The organism is Curtobacterium citri (assembly GCF_030362955.1).
Classification (GTDB): Bacteria; Actinomycetota; Actinomycetes; order Actinomycetales; family Microbacteriaceae; genus Curtobacterium; species Curtobacterium citri.
In genome coordinates this window covers 53,253-71,096 of the sequence record NZ_JAUCML010000014.1, presented here as the reverse complement: position 1 = coordinate 71,096, position 17,844 = coordinate 53,253, and the positions used below count along the sequence as shown (strand labels likewise).

The following is a 17,844-nucleotide window of genomic DNA, read 5'->3' as shown; positions in this document are numbered from 1 at the left end:
CCCGGAAGCTAAGCCTCTCAGCGCCGATGGTACTGCAAGGGGGACCTTGTGGGAGAGTAGGACGCCGCCGGACTCACCTTTGCAACACCAGGGAACCCCTGACCAGTCATGGTCAGGGGTTTCCTGCGTTCCCGGGGCGATCCACAGGAGTTCGATCGACTGCGGTGCACGAGGGCACGCCGGTAGGATCGGGGGGTCATGACTGCGCCATTCACCACCGCCACCGGCTCCGACGTCCGAGTCCGCTTCTGCCCGAGTCCGACGGGGACCCCGCACGTGGGCCTCATCCGGACCGCGCTCTTCAACTGGGCGTACGCACGCCACACCGGCGGCAAGCTCGTCTTCCGCATCGAGGACACCGATGCTGCGCGCGACAGCGAGGAGTCGTACGAGCAGATCCTCGACGCGCTGCGGTGGCTCCGGCTCGACTGGGACGAGGGCGTCGAGGTCGGCGGCCCGCACGGGCCGTACCGCCAGTCGGAGCGGTCTGACGTGTACGACGAGGTCATCGGCAAGCTGAAGGCCGCCGGGCACGTGTACGAGTCCTACGTCACGCCGGAGGAGATGGAAGCGCGCAACCGCGCCGCCGGACGTGACCCGAAGCAGGGCTACGACAACCACGAGCGCGACCTGACCGAGGCCGAGCGGCAGGCGTTCCGCGACGAGGGTCGCGAGCCGGCGCTGCGCCTCCGCGTGCCGGATCGCGACCTGAGCTTCGACGACCTCGTGCGCGGCGAGATCACGTTCAAGCAGGGGACGTTCCCGGACTTCGTCGTCGTCCGCCCGAACGGCAAGCCGCTCTACACGTTCACCAACCCGGTGGACGACGCCCTGATGGGCATCACGCACGTGCTGCGCGGCGAGGACCTCCTGTCGTCGACCCCGCGCCAGATCGCCCTGTACGAGGCGCTCGTCGAGGTCGGCATCACCGAGTTCGTCCCGCTCTTCGGACACCTGCCCTACGTGATGGGCGAGGGCAACAAGAAGCTGTCCAAGCGCGACCCGGAGTCGAACCTCTTCCACCACCGCGCTGCCGGCATGGTGCCCGAGGGCCTCCTGAACTACCTCGCGCTGCTCGGGTGGTCGATCGGCCCGGACCGCGACGTCTTCTCGTCCGACGAGATGGTCGCGGCGTTCGACGTCGTCGACGTCAACCCGAACCCGGCCCGCTTCGACCACAAGAAGGCCGAGTCGATCAACGGCGACCACATCCGCCTGCTGCCGTCGGACGAGTTCCGTGCGCGCCTGGTGCCCTACCTGGCCGACCACCTGTCCGACCCGGTGACGGCGGAGCAGGAGCGCGTGCTCACCGCGGCCGCTCCGCTCGTGCAGGAGCGCATGCAGCTCCTCGGGGAGGCTCCGGGCATGCTCGGCTTCCTATTCACCGCGGACGACGCGCTCGTGGTCGAGGACGACGCCCTGGCGACCCTCAAGGCCGATGCGGGCGACGTCCTCCGTGCGGGCGTCACGGCGCTCGACGGGGTCACCGACTGGACGACCGCGTCCATCGAGGCGGCCCTGCGCGAGGCGCTCATCGACGGCATGGGACTCAAGCCCCGGGTGGCGTTCGGGCCGCTCCGCGTCGCCGTCTCCGGCCGACGCGTGAGCCCGCCGCTCTTCGAGTCGATGGAGATCCTCGGCAAGGACTCCACGCTGACGCGCCTGCGCCGGCTCGCGGACCGCTGACGTCGCCGTGGTGACCGCTGCGGGGGAGCACGACGCGGACGGCCCCCTGGTCGTCGACGTCGCCGTGATCGGCGCCGGTCCGGCCGGGCTGAGCGCTGCGCTCAACCTGGTCCGGGCACGGCGGACGGTGCTGCTCGTGGACGCCAACCGTCCGCGGAACGCCGCGACCCTGCGGTCGCACGGGTTCCTCACGCGGGACGGCATCTCCCCGCTCGAGCTGCGGAAGCTCGGGCGGGAGGAGATCGAGGCCTACCCCGAGGCGACGGTCGTGCAGTCGGTGGTCGACCGGGTGGCCCCCGACGGTGACGGCTGGGCCGTGCACGGGACCCACCGCGGGGCGGAGCTCCACGCCCGTGCGCGCGCCGTCGTGGTGGCGACCGGGCTCCGGGAGGAGTTCCCCGCGCTGCCGTCCCTGCGGGCCTTCTACGGCACGTCCGTGCACAGCTGCGTCGAGTGCGACGGGTACGAGCACGGCGGCGCGTCGCTGGCGTTCCTCTGCGAGACGGCGGACGTGGTCGACCGAGCGCTGCTCGTCGCGTCGTGGACCGACGACCTGGTGGTCTACACGAACGGCGTTGCGACCCTCGACGAGCGAGGACGGGCACGCCTGGCGGCCGTCGGCGTCCTGGTCGACGAGCGGCCCGTCGCCGACCTCGAGGGGGACCGGACGGGCCTGACGGGGGTCCGCCTCGCCGACGGCGACGTGCGGGCGCACACGGGCGCGTTCGTCCGCCCGCTGTGGCACGCGGACCTCGACTGGGTCGACGCGCCGCTGGACCGCGACGCCGACGGGCTCGTCCGCGTCGACCGGCTCGGTCGGACCGGCGTCCCGGGTCTGTACGCGGTGGGCGACGTGACCCCGCCGGGGCCGGAGCAGCTCGTCGTGGCGGCCGGTCACGGAGCGTCCACGGCGGCTGCGGTGCACCGCGACCTCGTCGGTGGTCTCGAGGACCTCCGGGATGCTGTACAGTAGTTGATCGTGCCCCGGACAACGGGGAACACGAGGCCGACAGGCCTTTGGGGTATGGTGTAATTGGCAACACAGCGGTTTCTGGTACCGTCGTTCTTGGTTCGAGTCCAGGTACCCCAGCTCGAGAAAGGCCCCCGGGAGATCCCGGGGGCCTTTCGCGTTCCTCGACACGTGGATGTCCGTCGCTGGACGGTGGACACGCCCGACCGCCGTTCGAGGCGGAGATCCGGACGGTCAGTTCGCCTGGCGGTACGCCACGACCCAGTCGACGAGCACGTGTCCCGCGGAGTCGGCCGGCACACGACGGTCGTCGACCGTGGTCTCCGCCTGCAGTGTCACACGCATCGGCGTCGAGGGCACGGCGCCGGTCGTGCTCGCCACGAGTTCCCCGTCCCACCAGAAGCGCACCGCCTCCGCCGTCCACTCCATCGTGGCGACGTGCCAGTCCTCCTGGCCCCCGGGGATCGTGGGGGCGTCCTCGGGCAGGAACGTCATCTTGCCCGTCGAGTGGTCGAGGCTGCCCGGCACGGCCGAGACCGGGCGCACGTCACCGCCGAGGTCGCCCTCGGGCCAGTCGATCTCGCCCTCGTCCCAGTTGCCGGAGAGCGGCCAGAGGAGCATCACGAACTTGTAGCCGGGCACGTCGTCGGCGCGGTAGCGGATGGACACGCGCTGGTGCGTGTACGACCGGTACCCGGCCGGCAGGACCGTCGCGACGAGCGGTTGACCACCCTCGGAGCGCAGGTGCAGGTCGAGGACGGAGTCGTGCACGGAGACGACCTCGTCCGGGTGGTACAGCCCCTTGCCGGAGGTGTCGCGGATGCCGGTGTACTGCGCCATCGCCGGGTAGACCGAGAGGAGCTGCCCGTGCGCGGCGTCACGGTCGAAGTCCTGTGCCAGGTACGGTACCCAGCGGACGCCGTCCTCCTCGAGCGCGCCGGTCGGCATGCGCTCGGCCTCGGCCTGGTCGGCACGACGGGCGCTCGTCGGCAGCACGACGGCCACCGTCCCGGTCAGCGCCGCGGCGCCGACGAGCCCGGCGACGACGGCGCCGCGCCGCAGCACGGAGCGTCGGGTGTGCAGCCGGTGGCGCGCACCGGGTTCATGCTGCACGGGTGACCTCGTAGATGCGGACGCCGTCGCGGTCGTACCGGAGGGTGCCGTCGGCGGCGACGGACCGCTCGAGCGCGTCGACCTCCGCGCCGGTGAGGACGCCGCGCCGCACGACGTCTGTGCGCTCGGTGTCCGAGAACACGACCCAGTCGTCCCCGCCGTGGGACCGTCCGGCGATCGCGTCGTCGAGGTCGGCCGGCGTCATCGCGCCGTGGTACCACGGCATCATGTCGCTCAGGGACAGCACCTGCCCCCAGCGCTCGAGGTAGGCGGGGTAGTCGGCACCGATGATCGCGGGGAACCCGCCGACCGTGGTGAGCGTGTCGTCCGCCGCGAACCGGCCGTCGAGCCAGCGTGCGGCAGTGACCTCGCTCGCGGGCGTCTGGTTCGCCTGCTCCGCCTGGAACGTCGTCCCGACGAAGAGCAGGGCCGTGACGGTGACCAGCGCTCCGGTCGCGGCGAGGCGGAGTCGTCGTCCGTGCAGGGCGTGGACGGCCGCGATCGCGAGGAAGGGCGCGGAGAAGAGCACGACACGGAACTTCCCCTCGCCGCCGTAGCTCTGACCGAGGACGAGGACGACGGGGCAGGCCGCGAGCCAGAGGACGAGCAGGGCGCGCTGCGCGTGACCGGCCCGCACCGAGCGGACCAGGCCGACCAGCGCGACGACCGCGACGAGCGCGGTGAGCGCCAGGACCCCGCGGCTCTGCAGGGTGGTCGCGAGTGACGGGATCGCGATCGACGTCGACGCGGCGGTGACGTTGCTGACCGGGTCGAAGCCGGTCGTCAGCCCGAACTTCTCCTGCACGTAGTCGAGGTTCGGGAGCAGGTAGAGCAGCGGAGCGGCACCGACCGGCAGCGCGATCCACCAGGGGCGCACGACACCGACGAGGACGAGGGGCACGAGCGCGGCCACGAGCACGAACGGCGTGAGCTGGTGCGACGCGGTGATGACGGCCTGCAGCAGGACGACGAGCACGACGGCGGTGACGGTCGCGGTGCGTGGTGCCGGTGCGACCGCCGGCACGACCGGCGCACGACGGGCCCGCAGCACCCGGGAGACCCCGCCGACCAGACCCCGGCCGAGGGCGTTCGGCGCCCGGCGGAGGGTGGTCAGGACGACGAGCACGGCCGCCAGGAAGAGCGCGAACGCGAGGGCCTGCGGCGAGTAGTAGTCCTGCCCGACCCAGTTCGCCGCGCTGAAGAGCACCGCGGCGGTGACGGCCCAGCGGCCACGCAGGCCGAGTGCCCGCGCGATGCCGAACACGAGGGCGCCGTCGAGCAGCGCGAACGCGACCTCGACGTACCGCACCGGGTCCGACGGGTCGGCGGTGCCGGTCGCGGCGCCGAGGAAGGCGCTCATCGAGAAGAAGCCCGGCCACCGGTTGTAGATGTCGATCGTCGGGTCGACCGACCCGTGCTGCTGGATGTAGGCGGTGACCGCGATGTGCTTGAAGACCCACGGCGGTCGGGGTTCGGCGGCCACGAGGTTCGCGGTGCCGTAGGCGACGACGACGAGCACGGCCGCCGACACGACCCGCAGCGCCGCGGGGAAACGCCGGTCGACCAGGGCGGTGACCGTCACGGCGAGGACCGCCCCGGCTCCGAGCCACCACGTCGGGGCGACGGCGGGGAGCAGGCCCCACTCGCCGAGGGCGGTCGCGTCCGTCTGTGCGGTGCCGACGGCCCACAGCGCCGTGCCGGTCACGAGCACGCCGCCGCCGACCACGAGTCTGACGAGCGTGCCCTCGTGCCGGGCGGCCCAGGCGGCGCGGACCGCTCCGGCGAGCGTGGCGCGCTGGCCCGCGCGGACGGTGACCACACCGTGCGCCAGGGCCGCCCAGCCGCTCACGACGAGGACGAGCCCCGCCGCCGGCACCGGGGTCCACCGGTCGGCCCACACCATGACGAGCGCGACGACGGCGTCGACGGCCGCGCTCGTGGCGACGACGAGGGCGGCACGCCCGACCGGCTCGGTCAGGCGCAACGGGCGCACGAGGGCGAGCCCCGGGACGACGAGGAGCGCGGCGAGGACGACACCCGTCCGCACCGGTCCCGTCGCACCCGTCACGAGGAGCGCGGTCGCGAGGAATGCGAGCGCCGCGGCGGCGAGGGACGGCACGGGGGAGCGGGGGACCACCCGGGCAGGCCGGAGCACGACCCGGTCCGGGGTCGTGGTCGCGGTCACGGAGCGACCACCGGGGTCGTACGACGCATCGGGCGTTCCTTCGTGTCGGGCGGCGTCCCGGGGTGGGGCGCGGGGCCGCCGGCGGGCCGGCGGAGCGGTCGGGCACGCGCCGACGGCGAGTCCGGCCGAGGCGGCGTGTCATGGCACGGTACCCACGGCCGCCGCCGCCCCACGAGGTCCGTCCGGGCACTGTGCGGGTGCCCTGCGGCATTGCGGGATCACGCACGGCCGAGGCACTCCGGGCGAGGGGAACCGCACGCTCCGGGGACCGGCGTTGACGGGCGTCCGAGCCTCCGGGGACCGTGGTCGCATGACCTCCACCGCGTCACGACCGTCGTCGTCCCGTCTCGTGCTCGAGCGCCCGATGACGAGCCCCGAGCCGCCGACCTGGTCCGGTGCCGTGTGGGTCGGCGCCGTCGACGTGCACGCGGTGCCCACCGACGACGCCCCGGTCCCGCTCACGGACGCCGCCGGTCACCGCACCGCACGGCTGCTCGTGCGCGAGGGCGCCTCGCCGCGCGGCTTCGTCGACCTGCCCGTCACCGACAGTGCCGTCGACGCCGCCGCCCTCCGTGCTGCGGTCGCCGCACTCCCGGCCGCCGAGCACCCGCCGGTCCCGGTCCACCTGCCCCGCACGAGCGTCGTCCTGTGCACCCGCGACCGTGCCGACCAGCTCGCCGCGGCGCTGCGGTCGGTGCTCGCCGTCGACCACCCCGACCTCGAGGTCGTCGTCGTCGACAACGCCCCGTCGGACGACGCCACCCGGCGCCTCGTGACCGCACCCGGCACGGACCCGCGTGTCCGGTACGTGCTCGAACCCGTCCCCGGACTCTCGAGCGCGCGGAACGCCGGGGTCCGCGCGGCCCGCGGCGAGGTCGTCGCCTTCACCGACGACGACGTCGTCGTGGACCCCGGCTGGCTCCGCGCCCTCGCCTCCGGGTTCGCCCGCGGCGAGGACGTCGTCTGCGTCAGCGGCCTGGTCGCCAGCGGCGAGCTCCGGACGCCGGCGCAGCGGTGGTTCGACGAGCGGGTGACGTGGTCGCGCAACCTGACGCCGCGGGTCTTCCGGCTCTCGGCACCCCCGGCGGACCGACCGCTCTTCCCGTTCTCGGTCGGCGACTACGGCACCGGTGCGAACTTCGCCGTGCGGCGGGACGCCGTCCTCGCCCTCGGCGGGTTCGACGAGGCGCTCGGGGTCGGCACGGTCACCGGCGGCGGCGAGGACATCGACATGTTCGCCCGCGTCGTGCTCGACGGCTCGGCACTCGTCGTCGAGCCGTCCGCCCTCGTCTGGCACCGGCACCGCGCGGACCTCGCCGCGCTCCGCACCCAGGCCGTCGGCTACGGCACCGGGCTCGGTGCGTGGCTGACGAAGACCGCGCTCCGGCCGCGCACGCTCGGGATGGCCCTGGTCCGTGCCCCGCGCGCGCTCCGGCACCTGCTCGGTGGTCCCGTCGCGCCCGTCGCCGAGCCCGGCGGGGTCCCGGCCGCCGCACCCGCCGCCGGCGACGACGCCTTCGACCGCGAGGTCGCGGCGGTGCGGGGCACCGAGCTGCGCGCCGTCCTCCGCGGGGTCGCCCGGTACGCCCGCTCACGTCGCGTCGTGCGCGCGCGTGCCGCCGCTGCGCGCCGCGCGGTCTGACGCCTGCCGGGGCGCCGCACCGACCCACCACCCGCCGGACGGGAGGCGCGCGGTGCGGCCGCCACGCGCCTCCCGTCCGTGCCGTACCGACCCTTCCGTGCACCGTCCGGATCGGCGCGTGGTTGCGGGTTTCCGTACGACGCGTGGCGGGGCCGCAACGCACCTCGCGCCGCATTGACCGACGGAGGCGGTGCGGACGAAGGTGGGAACGCCCAGGGAACGGTGTACCCCCGTTCCGGACGGCCGCCGAGGTCACTGCCTCGCCGCCGGAACCCCCTCGTCCCGCCGTCGCCCACCCAGCGACGGGCACCCCGGGACCCTGCCAGCGCCGCCTGAACCCGACAGGAGCACCATGACCACCACCGTCCGGCCCCGCGAACCCCGCGTCTCGGTCGTCATCCCCGCCCGGAACGAGGCGCGGAACCTCGAGATCATCCTGCCGATGCTGCCCGCCGTGCACGAGGTGATCCTCGTCGACGGCAACTCGGTCGACGACACCATCGCCACCGCCCAGCGGCTCATGCCCGGCATCACCGTCGTCCAGCAGACCCGCAAGGGCAAGGGCAACGCCCTGGCCTGCGGGTTCGAGGCGGTCACCGGCGACGTCGTCGTCATGTTCGACGCCGACTGCTCCGCCGACGCCGCCGAGATCCCCCGCTTCGTCGACGCGCTCGTCGCCGGGGCGGACGTCGCCAAGGGCACGCGCTACGCGCCCGGCGGCGGCAGCGACGACATCACCGTGATCCGGGGCCTCGGCAACAAGGGGCTCAACATGATCTCGAACCTGCTGCTCCGCGCGAAGTACACCGACCTCTGCTACGGCTACAACGCCTTCTGGGCGGACACGCTGCCGACGGTCGGCCTGCTGTCCTCGACGCTCCCGCAGCCGACCGACGGGTCCATGCGCTGGGGCGACGGCTTCGAGATCGAGACGATCCTGACCTGCCGCTGGTCGGCGGCCGGGTTCCGCATCACCGAGGTGCCGAGCCACGAGAAGCTCCGCGTGCACGGCACGAGCAACCTCAACGCCGTGAGCGACGGCATCCGCGTCCTGACGTCGATCATGCACGAGCGTCGTCGTGCCCGCGAGGTGGCCGCCCGCGCCCGCCTCGCACCGACCCCGGTGCGGGCCCGTCCCGTGGTCGAGCCCGTCGCCGTCCTCGACGAGGAAGCCGCCGCGTGACGCGCCCCACGGTCGCGGTCGTCATCTGCGCGTACACCCAGCGGCGCTGGGGCGACCTGCAGGCCGCCGTCGAGTCGGCGAAGCGGCAGCCCGAGGCGACCGAGGTGATCGTCGTCATCGACCACGAGCCGGAGCTCCTGCTCCGCGCCGCGGCCCGGTGGCCCGAGCTCCAGGTCGTCCCGAACGCCGAGGACCGCGGGCTCTCGGGCGCGCGCAACACCGGCGTGGCGCTCGCCGCGTCGGACGTCGTCGCGTTCCTCGACGACGACGCCGCGGCCGACCCCGACTGGCTGGTGCACCTCGTCGAGGCGCTCGACCTGCCGGACGTCGTCGGCGTCGGTGGTCGTGCGACCCCCTCGTGGCCGGACACCACCGGTGCCGGACCGTACCCGGACGAACTGCTCTGGATCGTCGGGTGCAGCTACGCCGGGCTGCCGACGGCTGCCGGTGACGTGCGCAACGTCATCGGGTCGAGCATGGCCTTCCGCCGTGACGTCCTGCTCGCCGCCGGGGGCTTCCGCTCCGGGATCGGCCGGGTCGGCAACCAGCCGCTCGGGTGCGAGGAGACGGAACTCTGCATCCGGATCGCCCAGATGCGGCCCGAGGCGCGCATCCGGTACGAACCGCGGTCGAACGTGTCGCACCGCGTCTCGCCCGACCGGGTCACCATGCGGTACCTCCGTCGACGCAGCTACTACGAGGGCATCTCGAAGGCCGTGCTGAGCCGCCGGGTCGGTGCGAAGGACTCGCTCTCGAGCGAGGGCACGTACCTGACCCGGGTGCTGCCCGGCGCGCTCCTGCGGGAGCTCGGAGCGCTCGGACGGGGCGGGGGCGTGCGCGCCCTGGCGATCGTGACGAGCGTCGTGGCGACGGTCCTCGGGTACGCCGTCGGGCGGACCCTCGGGACGGTCGTCGTGCGCACGCCGGCGGCGGCCCCGGCCCCGGAGCGCGTCACGGCCTGACCCCTGGTGGCCCTGCGACACAGCGGCCCCGGCTCCCCACTCGGGGTGCCGGGGCCGCTGTCGTGTCCGGGGTCGCTGTCGTGTCCGGGTGCGGCGTCGTCGTCGTGTTCGGGTGCGGCGTCTCGTGGCGCGACGTGCCGTTGCACGACCGGAGGCACCTCGCGCCGCGTGATCACGCGGTGCGAGGTGCCTCCGGTTGTGCGGTGCCCGCCCGGCGAGCGTGCGCGGTGGGCCTGCACACCGGCACCGGCACCGGCGCCGGCACCGGCACCGGCGCCGGCACCGGCGCGCGGGCGCCGACGGTGTGGCCCCTGCGCGCCGGTCGGGTCAGGCGGTGCGGCCGCGTGCGGCCCGGAGCCGCTGGACGAACCACGGCATGCAGGCGACGACGCCGACGATCCGCACGACGTTCCACGGCAGGTCCTGCGGCGCCAGCAGCGACGCGGCGGCCAGGAGCACGGCGGGGACGACGACGAGGAACACGCGGCGACCGGGGCCGCGCCACTCACGACGGTCCGGCAGCGCTGCCTGCTGCAGCACGGCCAGCAGGGCGTACGCGACGACGGTCGCCAGCGCCGCGCCGGCGATGCCGAGCGGCGGGACGAGGAGCAGGTTGGCCCCGATGTTCGCGACGGCCGCGACGGCCGCGATGACCCCGACCGCGACACCGCGGCGCTCGACGATCAGCAGACGACCGGTCGCGCCGCTCGCGACGACCGGGAACGCGGTGAGCGCGACGACGAACACGACGACGGTGAGCTGCTCGACACGGTACGACGCAGGCGCGAGGATCGGCAGCGCCACGGGGGAGACGAGGGTCACGGCGAGCAGGACCGGCGCGAGCAGCAGGTAGAGCTCGTCACGTGCGTGCATGGCCAGGCGGCGACGGGCGACCGCGTCGCGGAGCGCGGCGAAGTGCGGCGCCCACGCGCTGTTCGTGAACGTCAGGAGCAGGATGACCGCCGATCCGACGACGTAGGCGATCTGGTAGCGGGCCACCTCCTCCGGGCCCAGCAGCCGCTGCACGATGATGCGGTCACCGGCGTTGAGGACGAAGTACGACAGGTTGCCGAGCGCGATCGGCACGCCGAGCCGGAACGCGCGGGCGGTGACCGCGCGGTCCAGCAGCCCGCCGAGGCGGGGCCGGACGGCGACGAGCCCGATCACCATCGCCGTGCCCTGGGCGACGACCCCGCCCCAGGCGTAGGTGGTCGCGTCGGCGTGCACGAGGACCAGCAGGCCGAGGCCGATGATCGAGCCGCCGACCGAGGACAGCAGGCTCGTGACGGCGAAGACGCGGATGCGGTCCTGCGCGACGAGCAGGGCGAGGGACATCTGCACGAGGGCGGCGGGCAGCGTCCACAGCACGGCGACCAGGAGCAGCGGGTGCTCACCGACGAAGCCGGCGGCGTCGCCCCAGACCGGGATCGTCCCGAGCGCGACGAGCGTGACGACGGTCGCGAGGACCGCACCGACGGAGACGAGGCCCCGCGCGGCGCGTTCGTCGCCGTCCTCGGCCCGCTGGAGCACCGCGGCCTGGTCGAGGCCCGCGACGGCGAGCACGCCGAGTGCCTGGTAGAGGGCGATCGCCGAGGCGAGCACACCGAACTCCGACTGCGGCAGCAGGTGCGCGAGGACGGGGGAGACGAGCGAGCTGACGACGAGCTGCATCGACCAGATGACGACGTAGAGCATGCCGCGCCCGAACAGGACCGACGCGCCGCGCTGGACGGCGGTGCTGCCGGTCGACGTGCCCGGTCCGTCCGACGCCGACCCAGACGTCGACGCCGACGCCGGTGTCTGCGCCGGCTCGGCGACGTGCCGTCCGGCGTGCGGCTCGGCGGGGACGGCGGTCGTCCCGGTCTCCGGTGCTCCGCTCACGGGGCGGTGACCTCCGTGCGACGCTGACCGCGCAGCCCGACCGCCGCGTCGACGAGGTCGAGCAGGTCCGAGCTCCGCTCCGTGGAGAACTTGCGGGCGAAGACCTGGGGCAGCTCGTCGCCGGCACCGGTCCACCGGTCCAGCAGCCGCCCCGCGTCCGCCGTGGTCAGCCACGGCGGGCTCTTCATCCGCGTCCCGTCCCAGCCGATGTACCACGGCGAGTGCTCGACGTGCTCGTCGGCGAACCCGGGCACCAGGGCGGGGGAGTTGAGGATCGACGGCACGAGCGACTCGTCCGCGATCCACGCGCGCCGCCAGAACCGGACGAGGTCCGGACACGCATCGACGACGTCGAGCACCGCCTGGGCGTGCTCACGGCTGATGAGCTTCATCTGGGATCCGCCGGTCAGGACGACGTCCCGCGGCAGTCGGCGCGGCACCGGCAGGCGCAGCATGTGCTTCCGCCAGGCCCAGTGCCGGTAGCGGAAGCGCGACCACCCGCCACCACGCCAGTCGGGGTGCGGCAGGGGGTGCGTGATGAGGAAGGACCGTCCGCGGTGCGCCTCGAGCAGCGCACGGATCTCGTCCGGGGTCGCCAGCGGGTAGTCGCTCCCCGTGAGGACGGCGACGTGGGTGGCGTCCGTCTGCGCGAGCGCGGCACGGTAGCCGGCGATCTCGGCGGCCGCGTTCTCCCACCGCGCCCATCCGGTGCGCTGCCGGTCGAGCAGCCGGACACGGGACGGCAGACCCTCGGTCATGGCACCGTGCACGTCGTCCGGGGTGCGGACGTCGCAGTGCAGGAACACCGGGAAGGGGTCCAGTGCCTCGACGAGCCGGCGGACCTGCACCGGGTCCTCGTGGGCGAGGACGACGCAGGCGGGAGCCGCGGTGGGGATGGCCATGGACGCGACGCTAACCGCGCCGTTCCGGGCCGGACAAGGCGGTCCGGGGGTGGCTGCGGGGATGCGGCGGTTTCCCGCACGCTCCCCACCGCGACGGTGTCAGCGACGGCGGCGGAACCGCGGGCAGTCGCAGAGGGCGCAGTCGGATCCGGGACGGTAGTGCTCGTGCGCCTCCTGCTGGTGGCCGCACACGCAGGTCGTGGTGTCGGTGTCGGTGCCCGGCAGCATGCGTCCTCCTCGTGCCCGGCGCGCGGTCGCCGGATCGCCCCTCGATCCTAGGGGGACGACCGACCGGGCGGCGGGAGGATCAGCGGGTCGGGAACCGGCCGGACTCCACGTCACGCCACCGTCGCCGACTCCGCACCCACGCGGCCGGACCCGCCGGGAACCCCCGGAACTCGTGGTACGCCAGCGACCGCGGCACCGGGACCACGGCGACGGGCGCCGCGGCAGCAGCAGCGCCGGCTGCGTCGTCGGTCCCGCGACCGCGTCGGAGGGTGGCCACGACGCCGCGGACCTTCCGGCCCGCGGCGAGCGGGACGAGGCGTGCGAGGACGGCGAGGTGCCGCCGGTCCCGTGCGACGAGCGCGCAGAGCAGCGCCGTGTAGCCGACGCCGTTGCCGCGGAGCTGCGCGTGCAGGGCCTCGACGGTGCGGCGGTGCCGGTGGTGCACGACCGCCGTGGGTTCGAAGCCGACCCGCCCGCCGCGCCACAGCGTCTCGACGAACATCGCGAGGTCCTCGCCGCCGCGTGCGGGGGAGCCGGCACCGAGGGTGGTGTCGAACCCGCCCACGACCTCGAGCAGCTCGCGCCGGAACGCCATGTTGGCCCCGGCGCCGTACGCCCCGATGCCGTAGACCGGGAAGCGGCCGCGCACGCTGCCGTCGGGGCGCACGGCGGCGACCTGCGCGTGCCGCATCGTCCCCGGGACGTCGTCGGGCACGATCGTCACGGGATCGAAGGTGCGCTCGCCGCTGAACCCGCCGTAGTACGCCTCGTACCAGACCTGCGCGGGCGTCGCGAGCTCGGTCGGCAGGATCACGCCGCTCACCGCGTCGAGCCCGGGTTCGGTGGCGAAGCGCTCGCCGAGGGCGCGGAGCCACCCCGCGTCGACCTGCACGTCGTCGTCGGTGAAGGCGACGACGTCACCGTGCGAGGCGGCCACGCCGGCGTTCCGTCCGGCGGAGAGCCCGGGCCGCCGTTCCGTGACGAGCCGGACGTTGCGCCCCGCGAGCACGGCGGGCAGCGGGTCGTCGGCGGGCACGCGGACGCGGTTGTCGACCACGACGACCTCGTGCCGGGGGTAGTCGAGGTGCTCGAGCACGTCGAGCAGCCGACCGAGGTCCTCGACCCGGTCGACGACGGTCGAGACCACGACCGAGATCGACGGCAGTGCGTCGTCCGGCACCACGCGGGGCGTCCGGTGCGGGGCGCCCGCGGTGCCGACGAGGGGGGCGAGGACGCGTGCGGCGTCGGCCGGGTCCGCGGTGAGTGCCACGTCGGCCGTGCAGACGGGGTGACCGCCGCGGTACCCGACGACCAGGGCGGACGACCCAGCGTCGTCGGCGACGAGCTCGGGCAGCGGCGCGTCGAGGTCGACCCGGACGACCCGACGGGGCCCGGGCAGGGCGACGGCGGCGGTGGTGGTGGCCATGGTCGGGGACGCTACGGCCCCCGGGGCTGCCGGACAACGTCGGCGGTCGACGGAGGCGGGGACGGTGCGGAACCCCGCAGCGCCGCCCCCACCGCGGGCCGGCACACGGGTGGGTGCGGGAGCGTGCGCACGAGCTCGTGCAGGAGCGAGGCCGAGTGAGCGCTCACCAGGGGAAAGGCGTCCGCGGTGCCGTGGTCACGAGCCGGTCACGACTTCGCGGCGACCGGTTGCGGAGCCGTCGCGAGCGGGCGTAGCTTCCTCCTCCAGCAGGCAGCGTCGCCTGCTCCAGGCGGTCGCCGTCCGCGTGCGGACGGCGTCCTCCCTGGTGATCTCGATGAGGAGACAACGCTGTGAACACAACCCGCACCAAGGTGCGCCTCGCCTCCGTCGCCGGGCTCGCCGCCGTCGGCCTCGTGCTGACCGGTTGCTCGGCCGGCGGTGCCGCGAACACGGACGACGCGAAGAGCGGCCAGGACAGCCGCGGTCCGATCACCTACGTCCAGGGCAAGGACAACTCGAACGTCGTGCGACCGCTGATCGAGAAGTGGAACGCCGCCCACCCGGACGAGAAGGTCACGTTCAAGGAGCAGTCCGACCAGGCCGACCAGCAGCACGACGACCTCGTGCAGCACTTCCAGGCCAAGGACGAGAACTACGACGTGGTCGACGTCGACGTTGTCTGGACCGCCGAGTTCGCCGCGAAGAGCTGGCTCACCCCGCTGACCGGCTCGATGGCGATCGACACCTCGAAGCTCCTGCCGTCCACCGTGAAGACGGCGACCTACAACGACACGCTCTACGCGGCGCCGCAGACCTCCGACGGCGGACTCCTCTACTACCGCAAGGACCTCGTCAAGACGCCCCCGACGACGTGGGACGAGATGATGCAGGACTGCGACATCGCGAAGCAGGCCGGCATCGGCTGCTACGCGGGGCAGTTCGCGAAGTACGAGGGCCTCACGGTGAACGCCTCCGAGGCCATCAACGGCGGCGGCGGCTCGATCCTCGGCAAGGACGGCGCACCCGACGTCGACACCACGGCCGCGAAGGCCGGTCTGCAGAACCTCGTCGACGCGTTCAAGGACGGCAACATCCCCGCCGAGGCGATCACCTACCAGGAGGAGCAGGGCCGCACCGCGTTCGAGGACGGCAAGCTGCTGTTCCTGCGCAACTGGCCGTACGTCTACAACCTCGCCAAGACCGACGGGTCGTCGAAGGTCAAGGACACGTTCGGGATCGCTCCGCTGCCCGGCAAGGACGGTGTCGGTGCCTCGACCCTCGGCGGGCACAACGCGGCGATCAGCGTGTACTCGAAGCACAAGGCGACGGCGCACGACTTCCTCGAGTTCCTGATCTCGAACGACACGCAGAAGTTCTTCGCGACCCAGGGCTCGCTCGCCCCGGTCGTCGGCGACCTCTACACCGACTCCGAGCTCACGAGCAAGCTGCCGTACCTGCCGACGCTCCTGAAGTCGATCGAGTCGGCCGAGCCGCGTCCGGTCACGCCGTTCTACCCGGCCGTGACGAAGGCGATCCAGGACAACAGCTACGCCGCGCTGAAGGGCTCGAAGAGCGTCGACGAAGCCGTGAAGGACATGCAGAAGGCCCTGCAGTCGGCCACCAGCAGCGGCAACTAGTCGCGACCACGTGCCGGACTGGAGGCGCGGGACCATCCCGCCCCGCGCCTCCCGTCCGCCCCTTCCTGCGTCCCGACACCCGCCCGAGGAGGCCGTCGAAGTGTCAGCAGCAACCGAGATCCCCGCAGCGATCCCGAACCCCACCGGCACGGAGCCGAAGCGCCGCCGCGGCGGCCTGAACGCCGAGCACGGCCGCTGGGCCGTGTACCTGATCGGCCCGACGATCGTGCTCCTCGCCGTCGTCATCGGCTACCCCGTCGTCAGCGCCGTCGTCCAGTCGTTCCAGCTCGACCAGGGCCTCGACAAGGCGACCGGCCTGTTCGTGCAGGGCGGCTTCGCCGGCATCACGAACTACGTGCACTGGCTCGGCCAGCAGTGCGGCACCACCACCTGCCCGCCCGGCAGCCTCGGCTCGCAGTTCTGGGTGTCGATGGGCAACACGTTCTTCTTCACGGTCGTGACCGTCGCCCTCGAGACCGTCATCGGCGTCTGGATGGCGATCATCATGAACCGCGACTTCAAGGGTCGCGCCCTCGTCCGTGCCGCGATCCTCGTGCCGTGGGCCATCCCCACCGCCGTCACCGCGAAGCTCTGGTACTTCATCTTCGACGCGAACGGCGTGCTCAACCACGTGCTCGGCCAGCAGGTCCTCTGGACGAGCGGCGAGTGGGCCTCCCGCTGGGCGGTCATCATCGCGGACACCTGGAAGACGACACCGTTCATGGCGTTGCTCATCCTGGCGGGCCTGCAGCTCATCCCCGACGAGGTCTACGAGGCCGCGAAGATGGACGGTGCATCGACGATGCAGCGGTTCTGGAACATCACGCTGCCGCTCGTGAAGCCCGCGCTCATGGTCGCCGTGCTCTTCCGTGTGCTCGACGCCCTGCGCATGTACGACCTGCCGGCGATCCTGACGGGCGGCGGCGGTGGCTCCGGCAACGCGACCACCACGCTGTCGATCCTCGTCGTCGACCAGATCCGGCAGGGGTTCAACTCTGCGTCGGCCCTCTCCACCATCACGTTCCTGGTGATCTTCGTCGTCGCGTTCGTCTTCGTCCGGTTCCTCGGCGCGAACGTCGTGCAGACCCAGGCCGCCCAGCAGAAGGGTGAGCTCAAGTGACCATCGCAGCCGACCGTCCCCGAGCGGTCCCGAACCCCCGTGAGCGGGTCGGTGAGCGCACCGACGTCCGTGTCCAGCGGCACACCGGGCAGAAGTTCCGCACCGCGATCCAGGCCGTGGTCATCGCGGTGTGGTGCCTGCTGCCGTTCTACTGGATGGTCGTCACGAGCTTCCGCGACGTCGGCTTCACCTTCGACGCCACCCCGTGGCCGACGCACGTCACGCTCGACAACTACACGACGGCGTTCTCGACCGCCCTCGGCAACCACCTCGGCCGGGCGCTGCTCAACAGCCTGCTCATCGGCGGGGTCGTGACGGTCATCGCGCTGCTCGTCGGCACGAGCGCCGCGTACGCGCTGGCCCGGCTCGAGTTCCGGGGGAAGTCGCTCATCGCGGGCGCCATCCTGGCCGCGTCGATGTTCCCGGGCGTCGCGCTCATCTCGCCGCTGTTCCAGCTCTTCACGGACATCGGGTGGATGGGCACGTACCAGGCGCTCATCCTGCCGAGCATCTCGTTCGTGCTGCCGCTGACGGTCTACACGCTCGCGAGCTTCTTCCGCGAGATGCCGTGGGACCTCGAGGAGGCCGCCCGCATCGACGGGTGCACCCGGATCCAGGCGTTCCGGCGGATCATCATGCCGCTGGCCGCCCCGGCCGTGTTCACCACCGCGATCCTCGCGTTCATCTCGAGCTGGAACGAGTACCTCATCTCCTCCCAGCTGTCCTCGGACGCCACCCAGCCGGTCACCGTCGCCATCGCATCGTTCGCCGGGTCGCAGCCGCACCAGGAGCCGTACACCGCGGTGATGGCGGCGGGCACGATCGTCACGATCCCGCTCGTCGTCCTCGTGCTCGTGTTCCAGCGGCGGATCGTGGCGGGCCTCACCGCCGGCGGCGTGAAGGGCTGAG

General features: G+C 73.2%; 14 protein-coding genes, 1 tRNA gene and 1 rRNA gene. 10 read left to right on the top strand and 6 right to left on the bottom strand.

Translation table 11 applies throughout. The features are described from left to right. From rrf to QUG92_RS16310, 4 genes are all read left to right on the top strand, one after another. Nucleotides 1–73, top strand: a 5S ribosomal RNA gene (gene rrf, locus QUG92_RS16325); the annotation flags it as partial. Between the two features lie 125 nt (nt 74–198). Then, nucleotides 199–1,686 carry a glutamate--tRNA ligase gene (gltX, locus tag QUG92_RS16320; RefSeq protein WP_289459988.1) on the top strand — a complete coding sequence of 496 codons (1,488 nt, stop codon included), beginning with the start codon at nt 199–201 and terminating at the stop codon, nt 1,684–1,686. 10 nt (nt 1,687–1,696) lie between these two features. Continuing rightward, nucleotides 1,697–2,659 (top strand): NAD(P)/FAD-dependent oxidoreductase, encoded by a 963-nt coding sequence (locus QUG92_RS16315; RefSeq protein WP_182048099.1) that lies wholly within the window; start codon nt 1,697–1,699, stop codon nt 2,657–2,659. Between the two features lie 45 nt (nt 2,660–2,704). Then, nucleotides 2,705–2,776: transfer RNA gene (locus tag QUG92_RS16310), tRNA-Gln, on the top strand. 114 nt (nt 2,777–2,890) lie between these two features. Here QUG92_RS16310 and QUG92_RS16305 read toward each other — a convergent pair. After that, the gene (locus QUG92_RS16305) at nt 2,891–3,769 is read right to left on the bottom strand and encodes a glycoside hydrolase family 16 protein (RefSeq protein ID WP_182048098.1); all 879 of its coding nucleotides are present in this window, start codon (nt 3,767–3,769) and stop codon (nt 2,891–2,893) included. Continuing rightward, nucleotides 3,759–5,954 (bottom strand): hypothetical protein, encoded by a 2,196-nt coding sequence (locus QUG92_RS16300; RefSeq protein WP_289459987.1) that lies wholly within the window; start codon nt 5,952–5,954, stop codon nt 3,759–3,761. The genes QUG92_RS16305 and QUG92_RS16300 overlap by 11 nt, the downstream gene beginning before the upstream one ends. 310 nt (nt 5,955–6,264) lie before the next feature. On the opposite strand from QUG92_RS16300, the gene QUG92_RS16295 reads away from it, so the two are divergent. From QUG92_RS16295 to QUG92_RS16285, 3 genes are all read left to right on the top strand, one after another. Next, entirely contained in the window at nt 6,265–7,596 is a 1,332-nt protein-coding gene (locus tag QUG92_RS16295; RefSeq protein ID WP_289459986.1) for a glycosyltransferase family 2 protein, read from the top strand. Between the two features lie 352 nt (nt 7,597–7,948). Then, nucleotides 7,949–8,779 carry a glycosyltransferase family 2 protein gene (locus tag QUG92_RS16290; protein WP_069710645.1) on the top strand — a complete coding sequence of 277 codons (831 nt, stop codon included), beginning with the start codon at nt 7,949–7,951 and terminating at the stop codon, nt 8,777–8,779. Then, on the top strand, nt 8,776–9,741 hold the full coding sequence (locus QUG92_RS16285) for a glycosyltransferase family 2 protein (protein WP_182047994.1): 966 nt from the start codon (nt 8,776–8,778) through the stop codon (nt 9,739–9,741). The genes QUG92_RS16290 and QUG92_RS16285 overlap by 4 nt, the downstream gene beginning before the upstream one ends. Nucleotides 9,742–10,068: 327 nt before the next feature. Here QUG92_RS16285 and QUG92_RS16280 read toward each other — a convergent pair whose 3' ends face one another. The 4 genes from QUG92_RS16280 to QUG92_RS16265 form a co-directional block, all read right to left on the bottom strand. After that, a complete protein-coding gene (locus tag QUG92_RS16280; protein ID WP_289459985.1) occupies nt 10,069–11,622 on the bottom strand; it encodes a lipopolysaccharide biosynthesis protein in 1,554 nt (517 codons plus the stop codon). Continuing rightward, a complete protein-coding gene (locus tag QUG92_RS16275) occupies nt 11,619–12,524 on the bottom strand; it encodes a beta-1,6-N-acetylglucosaminyltransferase (RefSeq protein ID WP_289459984.1) in 906 nt (301 codons plus the stop codon). Before QUG92_RS16275 ends, QUG92_RS16280 begins: the two co-directional genes overlap by 4 nt. Nucleotides 12,525–12,623: 99 nt before the next feature. Continuing rightward, a complete protein-coding gene (locus QUG92_RS16270; RefSeq protein ID WP_259346275.1) occupies nt 12,624–12,752 on the bottom strand; it encodes a hypothetical protein in 129 nt (42 codons plus the stop codon). Nucleotides 12,753–12,831: 79 nt separating this feature from the next. Continuing rightward, the gene (locus QUG92_RS16265) at nt 12,832–14,178 is read right to left on the bottom strand and encodes a glycosyltransferase (RefSeq protein ID WP_289459983.1); all 1,347 of its coding nucleotides are present in this window, start codon (nt 14,176–14,178) and stop codon (nt 12,832–12,834) included. 350 nt (nt 14,179–14,528) lie between these two features. Here QUG92_RS16265 and QUG92_RS16260 point away from each other — a divergent pair, with 350 nt between their 5' ends. The 3 genes from QUG92_RS16260 (at nt 14,529) to QUG92_RS16250 (ending at nt 17,843) form a co-directional block, all read left to right on the top strand. Beyond that, on the top strand, nt 14,529–15,815 hold the full coding sequence (locus QUG92_RS16260) for an ABC transporter substrate-binding protein (protein ID WP_434533054.1): 1,287 nt from the start codon (nt 14,529–14,531) through the stop codon (nt 15,813–15,815). A 130-nt stretch (nt 15,816–15,945) separates the two neighbouring features. Next, complete coding sequence (locus tag QUG92_RS16255; RefSeq protein WP_289459994.1) at nt 15,946–16,935, top strand: carbohydrate ABC transporter permease; 990 nt, start codon at nt 15,946–15,948, stop codon at nt 16,933–16,935. Between the two features lie 2 nt (nt 16,936–16,937). Then, entirely contained in the window at nt 16,938–17,843 is a 906-nt protein-coding gene (locus tag QUG92_RS16250; RefSeq protein WP_411469375.1) for a carbohydrate ABC transporter permease, read from the top strand. The last annotated feature ends 1 nt before the right edge of the window (nt 17,844 follow it).

What these genes read in the sequence shown, in the direction of transcription:
- QUG92_RS16270 (WP_259346275.1), bottom strand. Translation starts at nt 12,752, where the DNA reads ATGCTGCCGGGCACCGACACCGACACCACGACCTGCGTGTGCGGCCAC.
- QUG92_RS16265 (WP_289459983.1), bottom strand. Translation starts at nt 14,178, where the DNA reads ATGGCCACCACCACCGCCGCCGTCGCCCTGCCCGGGCCCCGTCGGGTC.
- gltX (WP_289459988.1), top strand. Translation starts at nt 199, where the DNA reads ATGACTGCGCCATTCACCACCGCCACCGGCTCCGACGTCCGAGTCCGC.
- QUG92_RS16295 (WP_289459986.1), top strand. Translation starts at nt 6,265, where the DNA reads ATGACCTCCACCGCGTCACGACCGTCGTCGTCCCGTCTCGTGCTCGAG.
- QUG92_RS16290 (WP_069710645.1), top strand. Translation starts at nt 7,949, where the DNA reads ATGACCACCACCGTCCGGCCCCGCGAACCCCGCGTCTCGGTCGTCATC.
- QUG92_RS16275 (WP_289459984.1), bottom strand. Translation starts at nt 12,524, where the DNA reads ATGGCCATCCCCACCGCGGCTCCCGCCTGCGTCGTCCTCGCCCACGAG.